The following is a 23167-nucleotide window of genomic DNA, read 5'->3' as shown; positions in this document are numbered from 1 at the left end:
ATGCCGCGCCACGACATCTCCGAGCTGGTGGCCGAGGCTGCCGACGACGTGCCTGACCGGCAGGCCCTCGTCGAGAGCGGTGGCCGCACGCTCACGTGGGCCGGGCTCGAGGACGAGGTCGGCCGCATCGCGACCGGTCTCGGAGCCCACGGCATCCGCGCCGGCCAGCGCGTGATGATCGCCGTCGGCAACCGCATCGAGTTCGTCACGACCTACCTCGGCGTCCTCCGGGCCCAGGTCGTCGCCGTACCGGTCAACCCCCGGTCGACCCCCGGTGAGCTCGCCCGGATGATCGCCGACTCCGGCAGCCGGATGGTGGTCGCCGACGAGACCGCTCTCGACGCCGTACGCGCTGCGCTGGGCGAGCTCGACCCCGACGTCGTCCGGCCGGCCGTCGTCGTCACCGGCACCCCGCCCGGCGAGGGGGAGCTCGCGCTCGACGACCTCCGCGCGGACGTCGTACGCCCGATCCCGCCGCTGCCCGACCCCGAGAAGCTCGCCGCCCTCCTCTACACCAGCGGCACCTCGGGTCGGCCCCGTGCGGCGATGCTCAGCCACCGGGCGCTGCTGGCCAACATCGAGCAGGTGGCGGCCGTCGAGCCGCCGATGATGCACGGCGACGACGTGGTGCTCGGGGTCCTGCCGCTCTTCCACGTCTATGGCCTCAACGCCGTGCTCGGCGGGGTGCTGCGCCACCGGGCGCGGCTGCTGCTCGTCGAGCGCTTCGAGCCGCAGGCGGTGCTCGACCTCATCGACGACGAGGCGTGCAGCGTCGTACCGATCGCGCCGCCCGTCTTCGCCCACTGGCTGCCCGACGAGCACCTGCGCGAGCGGCTCGGGCCGGTCCGGCTCGTGCTGTCCGGGTCGGCGCCGCTGGAGGGCGCGGTGATCGAGGAGTTCACGTCGATCACCGGCATCCCCGTGCACCAGGGCTACGGGCTCACGGAGGCGTCGCCGGTGGTCACGAGCACGCTGTGCAGCAGCGAGCCCCGGGCGGGCTCGGTCGGCGCGGCGCTGCCCGGCATCGAGCTGCGCCTGGTCGACGAGACCTGGAGCCAGGTCGAGGGGGAGGACCCCGGCGAGATCCAGGTGCGCGGGGACAACCTCTTCAGCGGCTACTGGCCCGACGGGTCCGACGGGCCCGACGACGAGGGCTGGTACGGCACGGGCGACGTCGGCTTCCTCGACGCGAGCGGCGACCTCTTCCTCGTCGACCGGGTCAAGGACCTGGTGATCGTCAGCGGCTTCAACGTCTACCCGACCGAGGTCGAGGACGTGCTGCGCGAGGTCGACGGCGTCGTCGACGCGGCCGTGATCGGGGTGCCGGACGAGGTGACCGGCGAGGCGGTGGTGGCGTACGTCGTCGCGGCCGCCGACGATGGGCACGCGGAGCGCCCGGCCGACCTGGAGGACGCCGTCCGAGCCCACGCCGAGGGCCGGTTGGCGCGCTTCAAGCAGCCTTCACGCATCGAGGTCGTCGATACCCTGCCCCTCACCGTGACCGGCAAGGTGCAGAAGGGCCGGTTGCGCGGCCTCGAGCGCCGTCGGGTCCAGGGACTCCTCGAATGAAGATCACCCCACGACGTTCTTCTCCCCCGCTTCGCTCCGCCCAACAACGCCGCGGGGACCCCGAATGAACACCGCACGGATCACCTTCTACACCCGGCCGGGCTGCCACCTGTGCGACGACGCCCGAGTGGTCGTCGAGCGCGTCTGCGCCGACCTGGGGGAGTCCTTCGAGGAGGTCGACATCACCACCGACGACGACCTGGCCGACCGCTTCGGCGAGGACGTCCCGGTGACCTTCGTCGACGGCAAGCAGCACGACTTCTGGCGCGTCGACGAGAACCGGCTGCGCGCGGCCCTGGGCTGACGTCATGGCCGGTGGTCGTCCAGGCCGCCGCGACCCATGACGTACGACGACAGCGTCATGGTGGGTGGGCACCCTGACGACCGGCCGCCATGACGTCGTGCCGGCCGGGATGCCGATCGGGTCGTGACGCGTTGATGAGGACGTGAAACTCTCCCTGCTCGACCGCTCCCGCAACCGCGTCGGGTTGCCCGACGCCGAGGCCCTCGAGGCGACGGTCGCCCGGGCGGTGCACGCGGAGCAGGTGGGCTACGACCGGTTCTGGGTCGCCGAGCACCACGCCGTCCCGGGCATCGCGTCCGGGACACCGGCCGTGCTCCTGGCCGCGATCGGCGCACGCACCGACCGCATCCGGATCGGGTCGGGCGGGGTGATGCTGCCGCTGCACCAGCCGCTGGTGGTCGCCGAGCAGTTCCTCGTGCTGGACGCCCTCCACCCCGGTCGGGTCGACCTCGGGCTCGGCCGGTCGCTCGGTTTCACGCCGCCGGTGCGTCGCGCCCTCCGACGTGACCACGAGGACGGCGACACGTTCGAGGACGACCTCGAGGAGCTGCGCGGCTACCTCGAGGGCACCGCGGAGGTGACGGCGCGGCCCTCCACAGGCAGGCCGGTGCCGATGCACGTGCTGGCCACCGGGCGCGGGCTGGAGGTCGCCTCCCGGCTGGGTCTGCCCGTGGTCGTGGGTGGCCCCGTCCTCGAGTCCGCCGAGCTGCCCGATGCGCTGGCGCGCTACCGCCGCGGGTTCCGCCCGCACCGCGGCAGCGAGCCGCGGGTGACGGTCTCGCTGGACGTGCTCGTCTCCGACGACGACGCGACCGGCCGCGAGCTCGCCCTGCCCGAGGCGTGGGCGATGGCTCGCTCGCGTCAAACCGGTGAGTTCCCGCCGCTCGAGAGCATCCGCGCCGTCCGGGAGGAGTCCTGGCCGAGCCAGGTACGCCGACGGGTCGAGGCCTCGCTGGACCGGGCGGTGGCCGGCAGCCCCGCGACCGTACGGCGCCGCCTCGACGCCCTCGCGGAGGCCACCGGCGCCGACGAGCTGCTGGCGAGCGGCTCCACCCCCGACCGCGACGCCCTCCTCGCCTCGGACCTGATGCTGGCCGACCTGCTGCGCTGAGCTCGCCCGGCGGGGCGTCGCCGCTGTAACGCCGGGTTAGTGCTGCTACCCACCCCCGAGCACCACATGGGGTACCCGTCCTAACCCGGCGTTACAGCCCGTCCGGGGAGCGGGCCTCGCCACCGAGGGGACCGGTTCAGACCAGCGGTGCGGACGCCCGCCGTTAGGCCCTCCGGCACCCTGCACGCAAGTCGAGAGACCCCCGCTTCGGGTGGGTCTTCTCACATGTGCTAGCCGCCCATTCCGTCGTTTTGTTCTCCCGTTCACAAACTCCTACAGTGGCCGGGTCACGCGAGGTTCGCGGGACTGGAAAGAAGCAGCTGTGACCGCACGGACCCCCGACTCTGCCCGGGACATTCCCGAGGCGACTGTCGCCAGGCTTCCCGTGTACCTCCGTGCCCTGACCGGCCTGGCGGACGACGGCACCACGACCTGCTCCAGCGAGGAGCTCGCCGCCTCGGCAGGCGTCAACAGCGCCAAGCTCCGCAAGGACCTGTCCTACCTCGGCAGCTACGGCACCCGCGGCGTCGGCTACGACGTGGAGTACCTCCGCTACCAGATCGCCCGAGAGATCGGCGTGACGCAGGACTGGCCGGTCGTGATCGTCGGCATCGGAAACCTCGGTCACGCGCTCGCCAACTACTCCGGCTTCCGCAGCCGCGGGTTCCGCGTCGTCGCACTCCTCGACGCCGACCCCGACCGCCACGACGAGAGGGTCGCCGGGCTCGACGTCCGCTCCTTCGAGGACCTCGAGTCGATCGTCTCCGAGGACGCGGTGTCCATCGGCGTGATCGCGACGCCGGCCGTGGCTGCCCAGTCCGTCGCCGACCGCATGGTCGCTGCCGGCATCACCAGCATCCTCAACTTCGCCCCGACCGTCCTGACCGTGCCGGACGGCGTCGACGTACGGAAGGTGGACCTCTCCATCGAGCTGCAGATCCTCGCCTACCACGAGCAGCGCAAGTCGGGCCTCCCCACGACGGAGGTGACGGCGTGAGCGAGCGCAGCGAGCGAATCATCCAGCGCAGTGCGTCGAGTGCCTCATGGGCGCACGGAGCGAAGCGAGTACGGCCATGAGCGTCCTGGTCGTCGGCATCTCCCACAAGTCCGCTCCCGTCGAGCTGCTCGAGAAGCTCGCGCTCGACGGTGAGAGCGCCACCAAGCTCATCCAGGACGTGATGGGTGGTGACCACGTCTCCGAGGCGACGGCGATCGTGACCTGCAACCGCCTCGAGGTCTACGCCGAGGTCGACCGCTTCCACGGCAGCGTGGAGGACCTTTCGGGTCTCCTCGTCGCGCGTGCCGAGCAGTCCACCGAGGCGCTGCTGCCGCACCTCTACGTCCACTACGACGAGGGCGCCGTCTCGCACCTCTTCCAGGTGGCCGCCGGCCTTGACTCGATGGTCGTGGGCGAGGGCCAGATCCTCGGCCAGACCCGTGAGGCGCTGCGCGTCGGCCAGGAGCACGGCACTGTCGGCCCGGCGCTCAACACCCTCTTCCAGCAGGCGCTGCGCGTCGGCAAGCGGGCGCACGCCGAGACCGACATCGACCGCGCCGCCCCCTCCCTGGTCACCGCCGCCCTCGAGCGCAGCTCGGTGCCCGTCGCCGGCGCGAAGGCGCTCGTGATCGGCGCCGGCGCGATGGCGTCCCTCGCGGTCGCCCACCTGTCGCGCAGCGGTGCCACCAGCATCTCGGTGCTCAACCGCACCGCCGCCCGCGCCGAGCGGCTCGCCGAGGAGTACGCCGCCACCTCGCTGCCGCTGGAGTCACTCACCGACGAGCTCGCCACGGCCGACATCGTCATCTCCTGCACCGGCGCCCCCGAGCCGCTGGTCCGCCTCGCCGACGTGGTCACCGCGCGCGGCAGCAGCGACCGGCCGCTGAGCGTGATCGACCTGGCGCTGCCGCACGACGTCGACCCGTCGCTGGCCGACCTGCCGGGCGTCGAGCTGATCAACCTCGCCGGCCTCGCCGACGAGCTGCGCGGCCTCGAGGCCACCGCGGGCGTCGACGACGTACGCACCATCGTCGGGCAGGAGATCAGCGCCTTCCTGGCCGTACGACGCCAGGCGAGCGTGACGCCGACCGTCGTCGCCCTGCGCTCGATGGCGACCTCGGTGGTCGACGCCGAGATGGAGCGGCTGTCCACCCGCCTGCCGGGCCTCGACGACGCCACCCGCGCCGAGGTCCTCCACACCGTGCGCCGGGTCGCCGACAAGCTCCTCCACGAGCCGACCGTCCGGGTCAAGGAGCTGGCCGACGCCGAGCCCGCCGTGTCCTACACCGCCGCGCTGGCCGAGCTCTTCCGGCTCGACCCCGACGCGGTCGACGCCATCTCCCGAGCGGAGGGACAACAGTGAGCGCCCGTCCGCTCCGCCTCGGCACGCGCGCGTCCGCCCTGGCCACCACCCAGTCCGGGCTCGTGGCCGGGCTCGTCGAGGCGCACCTCGGCCGCGAGGTCGAGCTCGTCGAGGTCTCGACCGAGGGCGACCGCAGCGCCGCCCCGCTCGCCCAGATGGGCGGCACCGGGGTCTTCGTCAGCGCGCTGCGCGACGCGCTCCTCGACGGCCACGTCGACTTCGCCGTCCACTCGCTCAAGGACCTGCCGACCGCGCCCGCCGACGGCATCGCGCTGGCTGCCGTGCCGGTGCGCGAGGACCCGCGCGACGTGATCGTGGCCCGCGACGGCCTCACGCTCGGCGAGCTGCCCGTGGGCAGCCGGCTCGGCACGGGCTCACCGCGTCGGGTCAGCCAGCTCGCGGCCCTCGGCCTGGGCCTGGAGCTCCACGGCATCCGCGGCAACGTCGACACCCGGATCGGCAAGGTCCGCAGCGGCGAGGTCGACGCGATCGTCCTGGCTCGCGCCGGGCTCGCCCGCCTCGGCCGCCTCGACGAGGTCACCGAGGTCCTCGACCCCCTCCAGATGCTGCCGGCGCCCGGCCAGGGCGCCCTTGCCATCGAGTGCCGCTCCGGCGACACCGAGCTGGTGGCGGCGCTGGCCCGGCTCGACGACCCCGCCACCCGCGCCGCGGTCACGGCCGAGCGCGCGGTCCTGTCCACCCTCGAGGCCGGCTGCTCGGCCCCGCTGGGTGCCCTGGCCGAGGTCGTCGAGGGGGAGGACGGCGAGGAGCTGTGGCTACGCGCCGTGGTCCTCTCCGAGGACGGCGGCCTGTCGGTGCGGATGAGCACCACCGGCCCCGTCACCGAGGCCGAACGGATCGGAACACGCCTCGCGAGCGACATGCTCGACGAGGGAGCAGCAGACCTGATGGAAGCACCACCAGTGAGGAATCAGCACGCATGACGCGAGTACAGACCCCGCAGGCCAGCACCGCGCCCACCACTCCGGCCCAGGGCTGGGTGTCGTTCGTCGGCAGTGGACCCGGTGACCCGGGCCTGTTGACGGTGCGAGCCGTGGAGCTTCTCCAGAGTGCCGAGGTGATCGTGACCGAGGCTCCTGAGCACACCGAGCTGGTCCGCCAGGTCCTCGGCCTCGTCGAGGGCCCCGACGGCCTCGAGGGCGGCCCGGAGATCGTCGACGGCGGCTTCGGCGAGGACGGCCAGCCCCTGACCCACGCGGCCCGCGCCAAGGTCGTCGTACGCCACGGCAAGAAGCAGCGTGTCGTCCGGCTGATGATCGGCGACCCGTTCCTCTACGCCTCGGGACCCGAGGAGGCGCAGGCCTGTGTCAAGGCCGGCGTCGGCTTCGACGTCGTCCCCGGTGTCTCCTCCGTCAGCGCGGTCCCGGCCTACGCCGGCATCCCGCTGACCACCAAGCGCCACAAGGAGATGGCCGTCGTCACCTGCGGCGACAAGGTCGACTGGAGCGCCTACGCCGACGACCGCACGCTCGTCCTGCTCTCCGGCGTCGGCAGCATCGGCGAGACCGCGGCCGCGCTCATCGAGGCCGGTCGCTCGCCCCAGACGCCGGTCGCGATGACCCGCGTCGGCACCACGACCGAGCAGCACACGCTCGTCTCCACGCTGGCCGACATCGCGGCCGACGCCCGCGCCGCGCGCATCGCGCCGCCGGCGATCACCGTCATCGGTGACGTCGTCGACCTGCGCCAGACCCTGTCGTGGTTCGAGACCAAGCCGCTGTTCGGCTGGCGCGCGCTGGTGCCGCGCACCAAGGAGCAGGCCGGCTCGCTGTCGCGTCGCCTGCGTGAGTACGGCGCCGTGCCCGAGGAGGTGCCGACCATCTCGGTCGAGCCGCCGCGCAACCCGCTCCAGATGGACAAGGCCGTCCGCGGCCTCGTCGAGGGCCGCTACGAGTGGATCGCCTTCACCTCGGTCAACGCGGTCAAGGCCGTGCGCGAGAAGTTCGAGGAGTACGGCCTCGACGCCCGCGCCTTCTCCGGCCTGAAGATCGCCGCGGTGGGCGACAAGACCGCCCAGGCGATCGCCGACTGGGGCCTGCGCGCCGACCTCGTCCCGTCCGGCGACCAGTCCGCCGCCGGCCTGCTCGAGGAGTGGCCGCCCTACGACGAGGTGCTCGACCCGATCAACCGGGTCTTCCTGCCCCGCGCCGACATCGCGACGGAGAACCTCGTCGCCGGCCTGGTCGACCTCGGCTGGGAGTGCGACGACGTCACCGCCTACCGCACGGTGCGGGCCACCCCGCCGCCGGCGCCGGTCCGCGACGCCATCAAGACCGGCAAGTTCGACGCGGTCGTCTTCACCTCGTCCTCGACGGTCCGCAACCTCGTCGGCATCGCCGGCAAGCCGCACCCGTCGACGATCATCGCGGTGATCGGCCCGCAGACGGCCAAGACCGCCGAGGAGCACGGCCTGCGGGTCGACGTGCTGGCCCCGACGCCCGACGTCGAGGTCCTCGTCGATGCCCTCGCCGACTTCGGCGCGACACGACGCCTCTCGATGCTCGAGGCCGGCGAGCCGGTCACGCGTCCGAGCGAGCGCACCGCGTCGGGTCGCCGCAAGGCCCGCGCCAAGTAGCTCGTACCCGCCGCTGGGGAAGGATGGAGAAGTGACCGAGGAGACGCACGTCCAGGGCCCGACCATCCGACCCCGGCGGCTGCGGCGCACCCCAGCGCTGCGCCGCATGGTCGCCGAGACCCACGTGGTGCCCAGCTCGCTGGTCCTGCCGGTGTTCATCCGCGAGGGCCTCGCCGAACCGCACCCGATCTCCTCGATGCCGGGTGTCGTCCAGCACTCCCGCGACTCGCTCAAGCGGGCGGTCGCCGAGGCGGCCGAGCTCGGCCTCGGTGGGGTGATGCTCTTCGGCATCCCCGAGCACAAGGACGCCACGGGCTCCGGAGCGCTCGACCCGGCCGGCGTCCTCAACCTCGCCATCACCGACGTCGTCGCCGAGGTGGGCGACCAGCTCACGGTGATGTCGGACCTGTGCCTCGACGAGTTCACCGACCACGGCCACTGCGGCCTCCTCACGCCCGACGGCGAGGTCGACAACGACCAGACCCTGGCGGCGTACGCCGAGATGGCCCTTGCGCAGGCTGCGGCCGGGGTCGACATGGTCGGCCCCAGCGGGATGATGGACGGCCAGGTCGCGGTCGTCCGCAAGGCCCTCGACGACGCCGGGCACAGCCACGTGTCCGTGCTCGCCTACTCCGCGAAGTACGCCTCCGCCTTCTTCGGCCCGTTCCGCGAGGCCGTCGACTCCTCGCTCGTCGGTGACCGCCGCACCTACCAGCAGGACCCCGCCAACGCCCTCGAGGGCGTCCGGGAGGTGCTCCTCGACGTCGCCGAGGGTGCCGACCTCGTGATGGTGAAGCCGGCCCTGCCCTACCTCGACGTCGTACGCCGCGTGCGCGACGCCGTCGACGTCCCGGTCGCCGCCTACAACGTCTCCGGCGAGTACGCGATGCTCGAGGCCGCCGCGGCCAACGGCTGGATCGACCGCGAGGCCGCCATCCTGGAGACCCTGACCTCGATCCGCCGTGCCGGGGCCGACGTCATCCTCACGTACTGGGCCTCGGAGGCCGCCCGCCTGCTGCGCGCCTGAGCCCCGTCAGGGGTTCATCAGGTTGTCGATGCAGGCGTTGAGCGCCGGCACGTCGAGCGCGGAGATCCCGCTGGCCAGGCACTGGGTCTGGGCCTCGGCCCAGGTCAGGGTGGCGGTGATGGTGTTGGTCGGCAGCGTCGGCGTGAGCGTCGGCAGCGGCGTCGTCGGGTCGACGGTGGGCACGACCGTCGGGTCCTTGGTCGGGTCCTTGGTGGGGTCCTGGGTCGCCGACTGGGTCGGGTCCTGGGTGGGGGTGGGGCTCTGCGTCTGGGTCGGGCTCTGGGTCTGCGTGGGGGTCGGGTCCTTGGTGGGGGAGGAGTCGTTGTCCTTCCCGCCGTTGTCGCCGTTGCCGCCCTTCACGCCGCTGTTGCCCCCCTTGCCGCCGTTGCCGCCGGTCGAGGAGGTGGGGTCGGGGACGATCACGCCGGAGGTGAGGGTCGAGGTCGGCACGGCGCTGAAGTCGCCGTCCATGTAGGCCTGCATGATCCCCAGCACCAGGTCGACGTAGGCGTTGGAGTGGTTGTAGCGGTAGACCGAGGCACGCTGGCCCTTCTCCGACGACAGGTCGTCGTCACCGGAGCAGAGGTAGACGGCCGTGGCGAGGGCCGCGTCGTCGACGTCCTGCGGGTCGCGGGTGCCGTCGTTGTCACCGTCGACCCCGACCACGGACCACGTCGAGGGGATGAACTGCATCGGACCCACGGCCCGGTCGAAGCGGGTGTCGTCGTCGTACTGCCCGGCGTCGGTGTCGAGGATCCGCTGGGTGTCGTGCTTGCCGTTGAGCGCGATGCCGAAGATGCCCGGGCGGGCGACGCCGCGGTCGTCGAGGGCGTTGCCCCCGAAGCGGCCGTGGTCGGACTCGACCCGACCGATCGCGGCGATCAGCTCCCACGGCAGGTTGCAGCCCTTGTCGGCCTCGTTGATCACGGCCTCGGCGCGCTGGTAGGCCGACAGCGCGGCCTGCGGGATGTCACTGGCGCTGCCGGGGGTGAGCGAGGCGGCACGGGCCACCGCGTCGCCCACGCTGGCCGGCGCCTCGATCGCGGCGGTCGGCAGGACGGTGCCGTCGGGGAGGGTCTGCGAGCCGTCGGGGTCGGCGCTCGCCGGGTCGACGCCCACGCCTGCGAGGTTGGCGGTCCACGCGGCGGAGAGCACCGCCAGCGGGATGATGGCGATCGCTCGGTGCAGTCGGGTGGAACTCGACATGTCGTGCGCACTCCCCTTGGTCGTCCCGCGGTGGTCGTGGAGTCCTCGTACCCCCTCCGGGCACGTCCACACCTGGTCAACGACGATTCGTCACACCAAGTTACGCGCGAGTCGCCTGTGCGCCAACCCACATCCGTGGGAAGCCCATACGCACCGAATGGGGATCCCTTGCGCGCCTGCGTGACAATGACCCGGTGACCTCCGCGACCATCCCCTCGACGACCGCGGCCAGCGAAGCCTGGTTCGAGCGTGCCCGGGCCGTGACGCCCGGCGGCGTGAACTCGCCCGTGCGCGCGTTCACCGCGGTCGGCGGGACGCCGCGCTTCATCACCTCGGCCTCGGGGGCCTGGCTCACCGACGCCGACGGCAACGACTACGTCGACCTGATCTGCTCGTGGGGTCCGATGCTGCTCGGCCACGCGCACCCCGACGTGCAGGCGGCCGTGGCCGGAGCGGTGGCCCGCGGCACGTCGTACGGCACCCCGACGGAGCCCGAGGTCGAGCTGGCCGAGGAGATCGTGCGGCGTACGCCGGTGGAGCGGGTCCGCTTCGTCTCCTCCGGCACCGAGGCCACCATGTCGGCGATCCGGCTGGCGCGCGGCGCGACCGGTCGCGACCTCGTCGTGAAGTTCGCCGGCTGCTACCACGGCCACGTCGACCCGCTGCTGGCCGAGGCCGGGTCGGGCGTCGCGACGCTGGCGGTGCCCGGCACCAGCGGCGTGCCTGCGTCGTCGGCGGCCGAGACGCTCGTCCTGACCTACAACGACCGCGCCGCCGTGGCGGCCGCCTTCGAGGCCCACGGGTCGCGCATCGCGTGCCTGATCACCGAGGCGTCGCCGGGCAACATGGGTGTCGTGCCGCCGGCGCCGGGCTTCAACGCCTTCCTCGCCGAGACCTGCCGCGCCCACGGCGCCCTGTTCATCAGCGACGAGGTGATGACCGGCTTCCGCGCGACCGAGCAGGGCGGGTGGGGACTCGATGGCGCCGTCGAGGGCTGGACGCCCGACCTGATGACCTTCGGCAAGGTGATGGGCGGCGGGTTCCCGGCAGCGGCCTTCGGCGGTCGCGCCGACCTCATGGCCCACCTCGCGCCGGAGGGTCCCGTCTACCAGGCCGGCACGCTCTCGGGGAACCCGGTCGCCACGACGGCTGGCCTCGCCACCCTGCGGCTCGCCACGCCCGCCGTCTACGCGCAGCTCGACGCCACCGCGAAGACCATCCGAGCCGCCGTCTCCGAGCACCTCCAGGCGGCCGGCGTCCCGCACGTCGTCCAGACCGCCGGCACCATGTTCTCGGTGTTCTTCCGTGACGGCGCGGTCCGCGACTTCGCCGGGGCGAGCCAGCAGGACACCGGCGCCTACGCCGCGTTCTTCCACTCGATGCTCGACCAGGGCGTCTACCTGCCCCCGTCGGCGTACGAGGCGTGGTTCGTCTCCTCGGCGCACGACGACCGGGCCGTGTCCACCATCATCGACGCGCTGCCGGCCGCTGCGTCCGCGGCCGCTGCGGCGGGAGGTCACTGACATGGGAGTCCAGACCATCGTCCACCTGCTCCGGCACGGTGAGGTCCACAACCCCGGTGGCGTCCTCTACGGCCGGATGGACGGGTTCCACCTGTCCGACCTCGGCAACCAGATGGCGCGGCGGATCGCGGAGACGATCGGCGACCGCGACATCGTCCACCTCCGCACGTCGCCGCTCGAGCGGGCGCAGGAGACCCTCGCGCCGCTGGCGGAGCGACTCGCGATCACGCCGCAGCTCGACCCGCGAGTGATCGAGTCCGGCAACAAGTTCCAGGGCATCGACTTCGGTGACGGCGCGAAGACGTTCCTCAAGCGCCCCGGCCTGCTGCGCCACATGTACAACCCGTTCAAGCCGTCGTGGGGCGAGCCCTACGACGAGATCGCCGGCCGGATGATGGCGGCGGTCCACGACGCACGCGAGTCCGCGGCCGGCCACGAGGCCGTCGTGGTGTCCCACCAGCTTCCCATCTGGACGACGCGGCTGTTCCTGGAGAAGCGCAGCTACCTCCACCACCCCAAGACCCGCCAGTGCACGCTGTGCTCCCTGACGAGCGTCGTCTTCGACGACGACCGGGTGACGCAGGTCCGCTACTCGGAGCCGGCAGGCGACCTCATCCCGGTGGGCGACCGCTCCGCCCCGTTCTCCGCCGGTGGTGCCCCACGGGAGGACCGGCCCTGAAGCTCGTCCGCCTGCTCCTCGGCCCGCTCCTGGGCCTCGCCTGCCTGCTCGCGCTCGCGGGTTGCTCCGGCCTGTCCGGGACCGGTGACAAGGGCTACATCTCCGGGACCGGCGTCCCGACGGAGGTGGCGCCGGCCGACCGCGGCGAGCCCGTCGACCTCACCGGCACCGACCTCGAGGGCGGCGACGTCGACCTCGCTGACCTGCGCGGCGGGCCGGTGGTGGTCAACGTGTGGGCGTCGTGGTGCCCGCCGTGCATCAAGGAGCAGCCCGACCTCAACGCGGCCGCCGCCGCGCTCGGCGACGACGTGCAGTTCATCGGCCTCAACATCCGTGACGCCTCGCAGGACGACGCAGCGGCCTACGTCCGCGACCTCGACGTGCCGTACTCCTCGATCTACTCCGCCGACGGCTCGGCGCTGCTGCCGTTCGCCGGCACCCTGACGCCGCGGTCCATCCCGAGCACGGTCGTCCTCGACGCCGAGGGCCGGGTCGCGGCGTCGGTCAACGGCCGGATCCCCACCACGCAGACGCTGGTCTCGCTTGTCGAGGCGGTCCGCGATGAGTGACTGGTTCCAGGAGACGGCCCTGTCCGGGTCGATGGTGCTGGCCCTCCCGGTCGCCCTCGCCGCCGGCCTGATCTCGTTCTTCAGCCCCTGCGTCATCCCGCTGCTGCCCGGCTACCTGTCCTACGCCACCGGCATCTCCGGGGGAGACCTCGACCAGGCGCGCCGCGGCCGGATGGTGCTCGGCGCGACGCTCTTCGTGCTCGGCTTCTCCGTCGTCTTCGTGCTGCTGGGCAGCCTCACCGGCGCGGCCGGGGCGTGGCTGTTCACCCACACGCGCCAGCTCAACGTCGTCCTCGGGGTCATCACGATCCTGCTCGGCGTCGCGTTCCTCGGTGCGTTCGGCTTCCTGCAGCGCGACTGGCGCATCCACAAGGTGCCCGCCGTCGGGCTGGCGGCGGCGCCGCTGCTCGGCTTCCTCTTCGGCGTCGGCTGGACACCGTGCGTCGGCCCCACCCTGGCGGCGATCAACGTGCTGTCGGTCAACGAGGCGACCGCCGCTCGCGGCGCGCTGCTCTCGGCGGTCTTCGCGCTCGGCCTCGGGCTGCCGTTCATCGCCGCGGCCTTCGCCTACCGGCGCATGCTGGGCGCGTTCGCCGTGATCCGCCGCCACCAGATGCTCGTCGTACGCCTCGGCGGCGTGATGATGATCCTGGTCGGCATCCTGCTCGTGACCGGTTGGTGGGACCGCATCGTCCAGTGGCTCCAGCTGCAGGTGGTCCAGGGATTCACGGTGCCGGTGTGACCGACCTCCAGCCCGACCTGCGGCAGCGGCCCTCCGACGACCGTCAGGCGACCGCGCTCCCGAGCGACCTCACGGCCCGCGAGCTGGCCCGGTGGTCGTGGCGCCAGCTCACCTCGATGCGCACCGCGCTGGTGCTGCTCCTGCTGCTGGCGCTCGCAGCGATCCCCGGCTCGGTGATCCCCCAGGAGAACATCGACTCCCTCGCCGTCAGCCAGTGGCGCGACGACCACCCGCGGCTCGCGCCGATCTGGGACCGCCTCGACCTGTTCTCGGTCTACGGCTCGGTGTGGTTCGCCGCGATCTACATCCTGCTGATGATCTCGCTGGTGGGCTGCATCATCCCGCGCCTGTTCGTCTACTACCGCGCCCTGCGCGCCAAGCCCCCGAAGGCGCCCCGCCACCTCTCGCGCCTGCCGGAGAGCACGTCGTACACCACCGACGAGGACCCCGACGCCGTCCTGGCCCGAGCCGCGCGCGTGATGAAGGGGCGGCGCTTCCGCGTCCTCTACGTCGAGGGCGAGTCCGATGCGGTCGCCGCCGAGCGCGGCCACCTCCGCGAGGCCGGCAACCTGGTCTTCCACCTCGCCGTGATCGTCGTGCTCGTGGGTGTCGCCGCCGGCAGCCTGTTCGGCTACAAGGGCGGCGTCATCCTGCTCAACGGTGACGACTACGGCTTCTCCAACAACCTCACCCAGTACGACGACTTCGCCCCGGGCGCGCTCTTCGACCCCGACGTGATGGAGCCGTTCTCCTTCAGCATCACCGACTTCGACGTCGACTGGCTGACCGAGGGCAAGCGGGCCGGGATGGCGCGCGAGTTCGTCGCGAAGCTCGACTACACGACCGAGCCGGGCGGCGAGGACAAGACCTACGACCTCAAGGTCAACCACCCGCTGTCCATCGGCGGCACCGACGTCTTCCTCATCGGCCACGGCTACGCGCCGGTCATCACGATCCGCGACGGCGAGGGCGAGGTCGCCAAGAGCGGCCCCGTGGTCTTCCTGCCGACCAACGCGCAGACGTTCGAGTCGTTCGGCGTCGTCAAGGCGCCGTTCGCCAAGCCCGGCCAGATCGGCCTCGAGGGCGCCTTCTACCCGACCTTCGCGATGGGCCGCGACGCCGACGGCAACCTCACGATGCCGGCGTCGGTCTTCGGCGAGGCGTTGGACCCGCTCATCTCGATGAGCCTGTGGACCGGCGACCTCGGCCTCCAGGACGGGTCGGCCTCGTCGGTCTACGTGCTCGACAAGGCCGACGCCACCCAGGTGACGAAGCCCAACGGCCAGCCGTACCGCATGGACCTGCGCCCCGGCGAGACCGCGACGCTGCCCGACGGCCTCGGCACGGTGACGTTCGACGGCCTGCAGCGGTGGAACAAGATCCAGGTCAGCCGCAGCCCGGGTTCGTTGGTCGCGCTCACCGGGGTCGTCGTCGCACTCCTCGGCCTGCTGGGCTCGCTCTTCGTGCGCCCGCGCCGGATGTGGGTGCGCGCGCGCCGGCAGGACGACGGCACCACGCTCGTCGAGGTCGCCCGCCTCGACCGGTCGTCCGGTGGGGACCCCGAGGACGGCGCCGCCGAGCTCGGGGAGGTCGTGGCAGCCTTGCACGAGGAGACGGGCGTGAAGACCGACAGCAACAGGAAGGACGAGTCGTGACCGACGCACAGTGGGAGGTGTTCAGCTACGAGGCGGTCATCGCCGCCGCGGTGCTCTACTTCCTCGCGATGCTGGCCTACTTCTTCGAGCTGGCGACCCTGCGCACGGCGAGCAAGGAGGTCGAGCCCGTGTCCGTCGGCGCGGACGGACACGGTGCGAGCAACGCCGTCGCGGTCGACCAGGAGCCCGCCCCGAGCCGCCGCGGCGAGGTGGCCGGCCGCCTGGGTCTCGTCCTCACCGTCTTCGCCGTCCTCGTGCACTTCGTGGCCCTCGTCGCGCGTGGTCTCGCGGCCGACCCCAACCGGGTGCCCTGGGGCAACATGTACGAGTTCACGATCTCGGGCACCTTCGTGGTCGCGCTGATCTTCGTGCTGGCCACGCTGCGGATCGACATCGAGTGGCTCGGGCCGCTCGTCACGACCTTCGTGGTGGCCGCCCTGATGGCGGCGTTCCTCGGCCTCGACGACGCGGTGCTGCCGCTGCCCGACGCGCTCAACTCGCCCTGGCTCGTGATCCACGTGGTGTCGGCGGTGATCTCCACCGGCGCCTTCACCCTGGGTGCGCTGCTCTCGGGGCTCTACCTCGTCAAGGCACGCTCGTCGGCGACCACGGGCTACCTCGCCCGCGTGCCCGAGCCCAAGGTCCTCGACCGGCTGTCCTACCGGATGCACGCCTTCGGCTTCCCGGTGTGGACCTTCGCCGTCCTGATCACCGGTCCGATCTGGGCGCACCAGGCGTGGGGGGCCTACTGGAACTGGGACCCCAAGGAGGTGTGGGCCTTCATCACGTGGGTGGTCTACGCCGCCTACCTGCACGCCCGCGCGACCGCGGGCTGGCGCGGTCGCAACGCGGCGATCCTGGCGCTGGTCGGTGCCGCGACGCTGTGGTTCAACTTCATCGGCATCAACTTCTTCAGCTCCAGCAGCCAGCACTCCTACGCCGAGGGAGCCGCGCCGGAGATGTCAGTCGTCCTCGGGCTTGCGGGGCCGGTCGAGGTTGCGCAGGAAGTCGGGGTCGTCGTCGGGGCCGATCACCCGCGGGCGTGACGGCCCACCTCCGTCGAGACGACGCAGCGTCAGCCTGACGAGGAACCACACGACGACCGCGATCAGGGCGACGACGAGCAGGACCTTCAGCATTCCTCCAATGTAGTCGGGGGAGCCTAGGCTGGGGGCGTGAAGGAGTTCGTTGTCTACACCGCCATGCGGGTCGTGCTGTTCGTGGCATCGTTCGGTGTCGTCGTGGGCGTGATGGCCCTCGTCTTCGACGGCCGCTACAACCTCTTCTGGGCCGTGATCCTCGCCTTCCTTATCTCCGGCATCGCGTCCTACTTCATCCTCAACCGGCAGCGCGAGGCCTTCGCGCAGCGCGTCGAGTCGCGCGCGTCCCGGGCGTCTGCGGCCTTCGAGGAGCGCAAGGCGCGCGAGGACCAGGACTGACGCGAGCCTGATCCGGTGCAGCTGCGGGTGACGCGGAGCCAGGCGCTCGCCTGGCGGATGCGCCGTCAGCACCTGCTCGCGGGCGCGGCCGACCCGACCGAGGTCGTCCGGACGCTGGCGGCGGTGTCCGTCTTCGGCTCCGACCCCGACCTGTCCGTACGCCGTCGGCTCGCGTCGCCGGGCGAGCCGGGGGAGGTGCAGCGTGCCCTGACCGACGGCCGGCTGGTGCGCACGTTCTCGTTCCGCGGGTCGGTGCAGGTGATGGCGCCCGAGACCGCCGGCGCCTACCTCGCGCTCCGGTCGGCGGGACGGCAGTGGGCGCTGAGGAGCTGGGTCGAGCACTACCGGCTCGCTCCCGACGAGTGGCCCGACCTGCGGGCGGTCGTCCGCGAGGTCGTCGCGTCCGGTCCGGTGCCACCGCAGGCGGTCGCCGACGTGCTCGCCGGGCATCAGCGCTTCGCCCACCTGGCGAAGGAGTTCGCGCAGCCCAACCACACCTTCCTCAAGCCCTTCGCGTGGCAGGGCGACATCGTGCTCGGCCCGGACCTCTTCGGCCCACTGGAGCTGCAGAGCCCCGCGCTGGCGCCCGGGTGGGCCGGCGTGCCGGACCTCGAGGAGGCCGGACCGCGCGCCGTCCTCGAGTACGTCGACGCCTACGGCCCGACCACGCCGGGGCTCGTCGACCACTGGCTCGGCGGCGGGTTGAGCGCCGGCCGGAAGCGGCTGGAGCGGTGGTGGCGCGAGGTCGAGGGCGACCTCGTCGAGGTCGACGTCGAGGGCGAGGCGCGCTGGCACCTCGCGTCCCGGGTCGACGACCTCGGGACCACCCGGCCCGAACCGACGGTGGTGCTGCTGCCGGGCAAGGACGACTGGGTGATGGGCCCGGGCACCCAGGACACCTGGGTCGTGCCGGCCGGGCACCGCACCTCCATGACGCGCGGGGCCAACCCCGTGCTGGTCGACGGCGTCGTGGCAGGCACGTGGCGGGTCCGGGCCGACGTGCTCGAGGTCGACGCCCCGGCGTCGGCGGGGCTGGCGGCCGAGGCGACCCGGCTGAGGTCGCTCCTCGGCGCCGACCTCGACCTCAGAACCCCGTGAGGTTGTAGGCCGGCTCGCGGAGGTCCGCCATCGCGGCGAAGCGTCGTACGTCGTCGTCCGCGCCGTCGACCCGCCCGGCCCGGCGCAGCTGCGGCACCGGCACGTTGCCGAGGTAGAGCGCGCCGAGGGTCTCGGCCGTGACCCGGACGGTCGCCTCGTCGTCGGTGCGGGTGACCGTCGCGACGCCGTCCCGGGTGGTCGCCAGGAAGCGCCCCGCCCCGTGTCCCTGCGGGTCGTCGACCTCGAGGACGACCGTCCCGTCGGCCGCCCAGGGGCGGGCCTCGAGCGCCCGCGGGACGTCGAGGACGCGCAGCCAGAGGAACTCCTCGAGCTCGGTGGTCTTCACCCGGTTGAGGTCGGCCAGCGCCCACATCAGCGGGTCGTCGGGGTGGACGATGTTGAAGGTCACGGTCTTCACCCGGTCCAGCGACGCCAGGAACGACCACAGCCCGAGCTGCGCCTGCGGCGTGAGCGCGGCCATCTCGTCGACCTTCACGGTGTCCTTCTCGTCGTGCTTGAAGATCGCGAAGCCGTCGACGCGCCTGCCGTCGTCGAGGTGGACCGCGGTGCGGATCTTGCGGTTGCCGCCGCTGCCGTTGAAGTCGTAGGCCCCGGTGTGCATGTCTTCGTACTGCGCCGGCCAGTCGACCGACCCGCGCTGCCGGGCGTGGAACGTGTCGAAGACCCCCTTCACGTGCGGCCAGGCCTCAGCCGGCTCGAGGAGCTCGACGCGGCCGGGGTCGGTGAACGACCGGAACGCGAAGCCGGTGGTCGTGTTGACGTCCACGCCGTGCCGGAACGTCGCCGGCCCGAAGCCCCACCGGCCGTAGATGGTGGCCTCGGACGCGGTCAGCGCCGCGATCGGGACCCCCTTCGCCACGGCGTCGTCGAGGTCGTCCTCGATCATCCGGCGCAGCAGGCCGCGGCGCCGGTGGGCGGCGCTGGTGGTGACGTCGGTGATCATCCGCAGCGGCAGCAGCTCACGGCCGGCGTTCAGCGTCTTGTCGAGGCTGGCGTACGTCGCGACCGGCATCGGCCCGGCGCCGAACTCGCCCTCGGGCAGCCACGCGCCTCGGACGACGACCTCGTCGGCGCGGTAGTGACGTACCCACCGGTCGATGAGCTCGTCCTCGGGGCGGGGGTCGCGGAAGCCGCGCAGGACAGCACCGACCCAGCCGCGGCGCCGGGCGACCGCCTCGTCGGACTCGTCGGAGAAGTCCAGGATGGCGAAGTCGTAGTCCACCCCGCCACGCTAGTGAGCGCGCCGCGTGCGGGCCACGCGTTTTCCGTTGGTCGAGGAGGGGCGGAGTCGCGTCACGAGACCAGGAGCAGCGGCACCGCGACGAGGACCGACCAGATCAGCTCCGCGGCGCCAGTGGCGGCCAGCACGGGGATCAGGGCCGGGCCCGTGGCGCCGCCCAGGACGGCCCGGGTGGGCGGCAGCGCCCGGGCCAGGAATCCGAGTCCGACGAGTGCCCACCAGGTCGTGGCGACGGCGACGGCGACCACGGCAGCGGCGGCGACGAGCACGAGGAAGGCGTAGACCGAGCGGGTGCGCTCGTCGCCGAGCCGCACCGCAAGCGTCCGCTTGCCCGCGACGGTGTCGGTGGGGATGTCACGCAGGTTGTTGGCGACGAGGATGGCGCAGGCGAGCGCTCCGACGCCGACGCCGGCGTAGAGGGCTGGCCACTCCCACGTCTCGGTCTGGACGTACGTCGTGCCGACGACCGCCACCAGGCCGAAGAAGACGAAGACCATCACCTCGCCGAGGCCGAGGTAGCCGTAGGGCTTCTCGCCCCCGGTGTAGAACCAGGCCGCGACCACGCACACGAGTCCGACCGCGACGAGCCACCACGCGGTCGTGGCGGCGAGCACCAGGCCGGCCGCGGCTGCCACGCCGAAGGCGGCGAAGGCGGCGATCTTCACGGCGCGCGGCGACGCCGCCCCCGAGCCGACGAGCCGCATCGGGCCGACGCGGTCGGCGTCGGTGCCGCGGACACCGTCGGAGTAGTCGTTGGCGTAGTTGACGCCCACCTGCAGGGCGAGGCTGACGACCAGGGCGAGCAGGGCCTTCCACCACACCGCCTGGTCGACGTACGCCGCCACGCCGGTGCCGGCGAGCACGGGCGCGACCGCGGCGGGGAGGGTGCGCGGTCGGGCGCCGGCGAGCCAGTCAGCGGAGGAGGTCACCGCGGGATTGTGTCAGGAGCTGAGTGGGCTCACGCCGCCAGGCTCCGCGGGCTGGTCGACCGTCGGCGGCCCCAGTGGCGCGGGGTCGGCCGCCTTCGCCGAGGACGTCGCGTCGGCCAGGACGTCGGCCGGCACGTGCTGCTCGAGGAAGCGGCGGGCGAGGTGCACGGACGGGTGCAGGCCGACGCTTGCCGCGGTGACGAGCGCGGCGATGACCAGCCAGCCCAGGGAGCTCCAGTCCATCACGAGGAACGTGTAGAGGGCGGGCGCCCAGACGCGGCCCAGGGTGCCCATCAGCTCGGCCGCGCCCTGGTACTCGCCGCGGCGCCGCGGGTCCATCAGCTCGGCCTCGAAGGTCCAGCTGGCGGCCGACAGGAACAGCTCGGCACCGGTGAGGGTCACGTGGCCCAGGAAGAACAGGACGACCGTCAGCAGGCCCAGCGTGTGGTGGGTCGACAGCGTGATGACGCACGACACGATGAAGAAGAAGGTGGAGATCCGGATCGCGCGCAGCCCGGTCGAGAGGTCGCGGACCCCGCGCGCGGCGGCCAGCGGCAGCAGGATGCACATGACGGTGTTGGTGCCGAAGAGGAAGGCCAGCACCACCCACGGGGCATCGGTCTTCTGCACGAGCCATAGCGGGATGACGAGGTTGAGGATGACCTGGTTGGTCCACAGCACGCCGTCGCAGAACGACGCGGCGAGCCAGCCGACGTTCCGCATCGGACCGGGACCCTCGACCTTGACCTTGCGCTCCTCGGTCGTCTTGAGGTCGTGGGAGGCCGGGGGTAGCCGGGTGATGTTCACGGCGTTGAGGGCGAAGACGACCGCGGTGAACCACGGCAGGGCCGAGATCACCGTCAACGACTCGGTGGCGAGCGCGATGCCGCCGGCCAGCGCGCCGAGGGTGAAACCGACGTTGAGCGCGGAGTACATGTAGGCGCGCGACTCCACGCGCTCCGCCGCGGGGAGGACGTCGATCGTGTAGGCCCCGTGCGCCGCGCCGCCGAGCGACCCGACCACCTCGAGCGCCACGGCCAGGGCGACGTAGCCGGCGAAGCTGTCGATGAAGGGCCAGCTGCACACCAGTGCGGCCTGGCCGGCGGAGCTGATCGCCCAGCAGCGCTTGGGGCCGAAGCGGTCGACCAGCTTGCCCATCGGGTAGGCCGCGATGAACGCCGCGATGCCGGCCAGCGTCAGGCCCAGGCCGACCTGCGGCCCGGTGAGGCCGACGACCTCGGTGAAGAACACCGCGGACCCGGCCATGAACGTGCCCTCGCCGAGCGCGAACAACAGCGACTGCGTCGAGAGGCGACCGGCGAGCCGAGAGGGTGGAGTGAGGTAAGCGATCAGCGCGATGAACATCGCCGGCCATTCTCGCCCGCCACACCGACAGTCGTCCTGCGATTTTCGGACGCGACCGTCACCAGCCCCGGCGTGGGTCGAGGTCATCGTGGAGGATCTGGGTCATCAGGTGACCCAGGTCCTCCACGATCTCCGGCTTCGCGCCGGTACGACTCACGCGGGGTGGGTCGGTGACGCCCCCTGACGCAGGGCCCCCTCGAGCTCGATCATGAGGGTGTCCAGGTCGAGTGCCCACGTGTCGTGCGAGCCCGGGGCGGCGAGCCGCTGCATGCGAGCGCGTGCGGTGCGCAAGGCGTCTCGCAACGACCGTGCGCGAGCGCCACCGGCTTCGTCCGGTGCCCTGGACTCCAGCACCGTGAGCTCGTCCTCGGCCGCGGCGACGCGTCTCTGGCTCACGGCCCAGCCGCCCGCCATCTCCTCGTGCGACCCCGCGAGGCGCAGCTCGCGCAGCAGGTGACGTGCGAACCACTCGACCTCGGACTCCTGACGCTCCAGCTCTCGGCGCCACGAGGCCCGGCGCCGTGCGCGTACGGCCAGTGGGACGGCGACGAGGCTTCCCAGTACGACAGCGGCCACGACCCACCACACCCAGGACGGCACTCCTTCGTCCTCGTCCGACTGTCCCTCGGCTGCTTCTTCCTCCGGCGCTTCCGGGGCCGTCGCGGTTGGCGTCTCGGTGGGCGTCTCGGTGACCGTCTCGGTCGGCGTCTCGGTCGGCGTTTCGGTGACTGTCTCGGTCGGCGTCGCGGTCGGCGTCTCGGTGACCGTCTCGGTGGGGGTCTCGGTGGGGGTCTGGGTGGGGGTCCCGGTGCCCGATGGCGTGCGGGTGGGGCTGGGCAACGTCGCCGTGGGTGTGCGCGTGGGGCTGGGCAGCTCGGTGGCCGTCGGTGTGCGGGTCGGGGAGACGGTCGGGCCCCCGCCTTCTCCGCCACTCCCGCCGCACGCCGCAAGCAGGCCGAGCCCGACGAGCAACAGGCCGCCGAGGCGGACTCGTCGCGTCATGACACTCGAGCGCACTGGTCCTCCCTCGAGGTCGTGGGTGTGACGCAGCCGGACAGGTGCGCCATCACGCTCTCCGACCGCCGGCCCGCAGGCATCCTCCGTTCCGGGTGAGTCGAGCGCAGCCCCGGCAGGTCGCCCCCGGAGGTGCCCGCCTCCCCCGCTGAGCGGGATGACATCCCCGTGGCCGCGGTGGACACTGGCAGCCATGCCGAGCCCCGGACGGGGTGCGGCCTCCGCGCGCGAAGGGATGATGGCGTGACGACGAAGAGCGACTTCTCCGAGGAGGAATGGGCCCGGATCGTGCGGGCACCGTTCGTGGCCGGGCTCGCGATCTCCCTGGCCGACCCGGGCGGCCCCATCGAGGCCGCGAAGGAGACGATGGCCGCGATGAAGTCGGCCACCAGCCCGCCGAGCCGCGAGGAGCTCCTGGCCGACGTGGCGCTCGACGTCCAGGCGATGGTGCAGGAACGCCGTCATCCGCTCAAGGGCTACAAGCCCACGGGCCCGGCGGTCGGGGACGAGGTGGTCGCCGAGCTCCGTGGCGTGATGGCGGTCGTGGCGGCCAAGGCGTCTGCCGAGGAGGCAGCGGCGTACGGCGCGTGGTTGCTGGCGAGCGCCCAGGCTGCGGCCGACGCCGCCAAGGAGGGCGGCTTCATGGGCTTCGGCGCGGAGCAGGTCAGCGCCGGCGAGAAGGCCATGCTCGACCGGGTCCGCGAGGCCGTCGCCACCTGA

Annotated in this window: 23 protein-coding genes; 17 read left to right on the top strand and 6 right to left on the bottom strand. The window is 72.4% G+C overall.

The genetic code is table 11. The features are described 5' to 3' along the window. The 8 genes from JOD65_RS22735 (at window position 1) to hemB (ending at window position 8967) form a co-directional block, all read left to right on the top strand. Complete coding sequence (locus JOD65_RS22735; RefSeq protein WP_191194385.1) at window positions 1-1569, top strand: class I adenylate-forming enzyme family protein; 1569 nt, start codon at window positions 1-3, stop codon at window positions 1567-1569. A gap of 64 nt (window positions 1570-1633) precedes the next feature. Then, complete coding sequence (locus JOD65_RS22730) at window positions 1634-1873, top strand: glutaredoxin family protein (RefSeq protein ID WP_191194386.1); 240 nt, start codon at window positions 1634-1636, stop codon at window positions 1871-1873. Between the two features lie 142 nt (window positions 1874-2015). Beyond that, window positions 2016-2984 (top strand): MsnO8 family LLM class oxidoreductase, encoded by a 969-nt coding sequence (locus JOD65_RS22725; protein ID WP_191194387.1) that lies wholly within the window; start codon window positions 2016-2018, stop codon window positions 2982-2984. A 322-nt stretch (window positions 2985-3306) separates the two neighbouring features. Continuing rightward, entirely contained in the window at window positions 3307-3981 is a 675-nt protein-coding gene (locus JOD65_RS22720) for a redox-sensing transcriptional repressor Rex (protein ID WP_191194388.1), read from the top strand. Between the two features lie 76 nt (window positions 3982-4057). Further along, window positions 4058-5344, top strand: coding sequence for a glutamyl-tRNA reductase (locus JOD65_RS22715; protein ID WP_191194389.1), 1287 nt, complete (start codon window positions 4058-4060; stop codon window positions 5342-5344). Next, window positions 5341-6288: a hydroxymethylbilane synthase gene (hemC, locus tag JOD65_RS22710; RefSeq protein WP_191194390.1), complete on the top strand. Its 948-nt coding sequence runs from the start codon at window positions 5341-5343 to the stop codon at window positions 6286-6288. Before JOD65_RS22715 ends, hemC begins: the two co-directional genes overlap by 4 nt. Continuing rightward, window positions 6285-7940 (top strand): bifunctional uroporphyrinogen-III C-methyltransferase/uroporphyrinogen-III synthase, encoded by a 1656-nt coding sequence (locus JOD65_RS22705; protein WP_191194391.1) that lies wholly within the window; start codon window positions 6285-6287, stop codon window positions 7938-7940. Before hemC ends, JOD65_RS22705 begins: the two co-directional genes overlap by 4 nt. Window positions 7941-7971: 31 nt before the next feature. Beyond that, window positions 7972-8967 (top strand): porphobilinogen synthase, encoded by a 996-nt coding sequence (gene hemB, locus JOD65_RS22700; RefSeq protein WP_307821353.1) that lies wholly within the window; start codon window positions 7972-7974, stop codon window positions 8965-8967. 6 nt (window positions 8968-8973) lie between these two features. Here the strand turns inward: hemB and JOD65_RS22695 are convergent, their stop codons facing one another. Beyond that, a complete protein-coding gene (locus JOD65_RS22695) occupies window positions 8974-10173 on the bottom strand; it encodes a lytic transglycosylase domain-containing protein (protein WP_191194392.1) in 1200 nt (399 codons plus the stop codon). Window positions 10174-10367: 194 nt separating this feature from the next. Between JOD65_RS22695 and hemL the strand changes: the two genes are divergently transcribed. The 6 genes from hemL (at window position 10368) to ccsB (ending at window position 16387) form a co-directional block, all read left to right on the top strand. Then, window positions 10368-11696 (top strand): glutamate-1-semialdehyde 2,1-aminomutase, encoded by a 1329-nt coding sequence (gene hemL / locus JOD65_RS22690; RefSeq protein WP_191194393.1) that lies wholly within the window; start codon window positions 10368-10370, stop codon window positions 11694-11696. Window position 11697: 1 nt separating this feature from the next. Then, a complete protein-coding gene (locus JOD65_RS22685; RefSeq protein WP_191194394.1) occupies window positions 11698-12375 on the top strand; it encodes a histidine phosphatase family protein in 678 nt (225 codons plus the stop codon). 125 nt (window positions 12376-12500) lie between these two features. Continuing rightward, window positions 12501-12944: a TlpA family protein disulfide reductase gene (locus JOD65_RS22680; protein WP_307821352.1), complete on the top strand. Its 444-nt coding sequence runs from the start codon at window positions 12501-12503 to the stop codon at window positions 12942-12944. After that, window positions 12937-13686 carry a cytochrome c biogenesis CcdA family protein gene (locus JOD65_RS22675; RefSeq protein ID WP_191194395.1) on the top strand — a complete coding sequence of 250 codons (750 nt, stop codon included), beginning with the start codon at window positions 12937-12939 and terminating at the stop codon, window positions 13684-13686. The genes JOD65_RS22680 and JOD65_RS22675 overlap by 8 nt, the downstream gene beginning before the upstream one ends. Then, window positions 13683-15341 carry a cytochrome c biogenesis protein ResB gene (resB, locus tag JOD65_RS22670; protein WP_307821351.1) on the top strand — a complete coding sequence of 553 codons (1659 nt, stop codon included), beginning with the start codon at window positions 13683-13685 and terminating at the stop codon, window positions 15339-15341. Before JOD65_RS22675 ends, resB begins: the two co-directional genes overlap by 4 nt. Further along, on the top strand, window positions 15338-16387 hold the full coding sequence (gene ccsB / locus JOD65_RS22665) for a c-type cytochrome biogenesis protein CcsB (protein WP_191194396.1): 1050 nt from the start codon (window positions 15338-15340) through the stop codon (window positions 16385-16387). The genes resB and ccsB overlap by 4 nt, the downstream gene beginning before the upstream one ends. On the opposite strand, the gene JOD65_RS22660 is transcribed toward ccsB, so the two are convergent. Continuing rightward, the gene (locus JOD65_RS22660) at window positions 16304-16480 is read right to left on the bottom strand and encodes a hypothetical protein (RefSeq protein WP_191194397.1); all 177 of its coding nucleotides are present in this window, start codon (window positions 16478-16480) and stop codon (window positions 16304-16306) included. The genes ccsB and JOD65_RS22660 overlap by 84 nt on opposite strands. Before the next feature lie 36 nt (window positions 16481-16516). On the opposite strand from JOD65_RS22660, the gene JOD65_RS22655 reads away from it, so the two are divergent. After that, window positions 16517-16780 (top strand): DUF4229 domain-containing protein, encoded by a 264-nt coding sequence (locus JOD65_RS22655; protein ID WP_191194398.1) that lies wholly within the window; start codon window positions 16517-16519, stop codon window positions 16778-16780. A gap of 15 nt (window positions 16781-16795) precedes the next feature. Next, window positions 16796-17878, top strand: a complete 1083-nt coding sequence (locus JOD65_RS22650) for a DNA glycosylase AlkZ-like family protein (protein ID WP_191194399.1) — start codon at window positions 16796-16798, stop codon at window positions 17876-17878. On the opposite strand, the gene JOD65_RS22645 is transcribed toward JOD65_RS22650, so the two are convergent. From JOD65_RS22645 to JOD65_RS22630, 4 genes are all read right to left on the bottom strand, one after another. After that, window positions 17865-19121, bottom strand: coding sequence for a GNAT family N-acetyltransferase (locus tag JOD65_RS22645; RefSeq protein WP_191194400.1), 1257 nt, complete (start codon window positions 19119-19121; stop codon window positions 17865-17867). The genes JOD65_RS22650 and JOD65_RS22645 overlap by 14 nt on opposite strands. 71 nt (window positions 19122-19192) lie before the next feature. Further along, window positions 19193-20068, bottom strand: a complete 876-nt coding sequence (locus JOD65_RS22640; protein ID WP_191194401.1) for a 1,4-dihydroxy-2-naphthoate polyprenyltransferase — start codon at window positions 20066-20068, stop codon at window positions 19193-19195. A 12-nt stretch (window positions 20069-20080) separates the two neighbouring features. Beyond that, a complete protein-coding gene (locus JOD65_RS22635) occupies window positions 20081-21433 on the bottom strand; it encodes an MFS transporter (protein ID WP_191194402.1) in 1353 nt (450 codons plus the stop codon). A 153-nt stretch (window positions 21434-21586) separates the two neighbouring features. Then, window positions 21587-22435, bottom strand: coding sequence for a hypothetical protein (locus JOD65_RS22630; RefSeq protein WP_204811358.1), 849 nt, complete (start codon window positions 22433-22435; stop codon window positions 21587-21589). A 255-nt stretch (window positions 22436-22690) separates the two neighbouring features. Here JOD65_RS22630 and JOD65_RS22625 point away from each other — a divergent pair, with 255 nt between their 5' ends. Next, window positions 22691-23167 carry a hypothetical protein gene (locus tag JOD65_RS22625; protein WP_191194403.1) on the top strand — a complete coding sequence of 159 codons (477 nt, stop codon included), beginning with the start codon at window positions 22691-22693 and terminating at the stop codon, window positions 23165-23167.

The sequence above is a fragment of the Nocardioides cavernae genome, from assembly GCF_016907475.1.
Taxonomy (GTDB): Bacteria; Actinomycetota; Actinomycetes; order Propionibacteriales; family Nocardioidaceae; genus Nocardioides; species Nocardioides cavernae.
The sequence above is the reverse complement of the archived record's forward strand: the minus strand, read 5'-3'. Positions and strand labels throughout refer to the sequence as shown.

Coding starts and splice junctions, on each gene's coding strand:
- JOD65_RS22730 (WP_191194386.1), top strand. CDS start 1,634: ATGAACACCGCACGGATCACCTTCTACACCCGGCCGGGCTGCCACCTG.
- JOD65_RS22660 (WP_191194397.1), bottom strand. CDS start 16,480: ATGCTGAAGGTCCTGCTCGTCGTCGCCCTGATCGCGGTCGTCGTGTGG.
- JOD65_RS22705 (WP_191194391.1), top strand. CDS start 6,285: ATGACGCGAGTACAGACCCCGCAGGCCAGCACCGCGCCCACCACTCCG.
- JOD65_RS22630 (WP_204811358.1), bottom strand. CDS start 22,435: ATGACGCGACGAGTCCGCCTCGGCGGCCTGTTGCTCGTCGGGCTCGGC.
- JOD65_RS22695 (WP_191194392.1), bottom strand. CDS start 10,173: ATGTCGAGTTCCACCCGACTGCACCGAGCGATCGCCATCATCCCGCTG.
- JOD65_RS22715 (WP_191194389.1), top strand. CDS start 4,058: ATGAGCGTCCTGGTCGTCGGCATCTCCCACAAGTCCGCTCCCGTCGAG.
- JOD65_RS22635 (WP_191194402.1), bottom strand. CDS start 21,433: ATGTTCATCGCGCTGATCGCTTACCTCACTCCACCCTCTCGGCTCGCC.
- JOD65_RS22735 (WP_191194385.1), top strand. CDS start 1: ATGCCGCGCCACGACATCTCCGAGCTGGTGGCCGAGGCTGCCGACGAC.
- JOD65_RS22685 (WP_191194394.1), top strand. CDS start 11,698: ATGGGAGTCCAGACCATCGTCCACCTGCTCCGGCACGGTGAGGTCCAC.
- JOD65_RS22675 (WP_191194395.1), top strand. CDS start 12,937: ATGAGTGACTGGTTCCAGGAGACGGCCCTGTCCGGGTCGATGGTGCTG.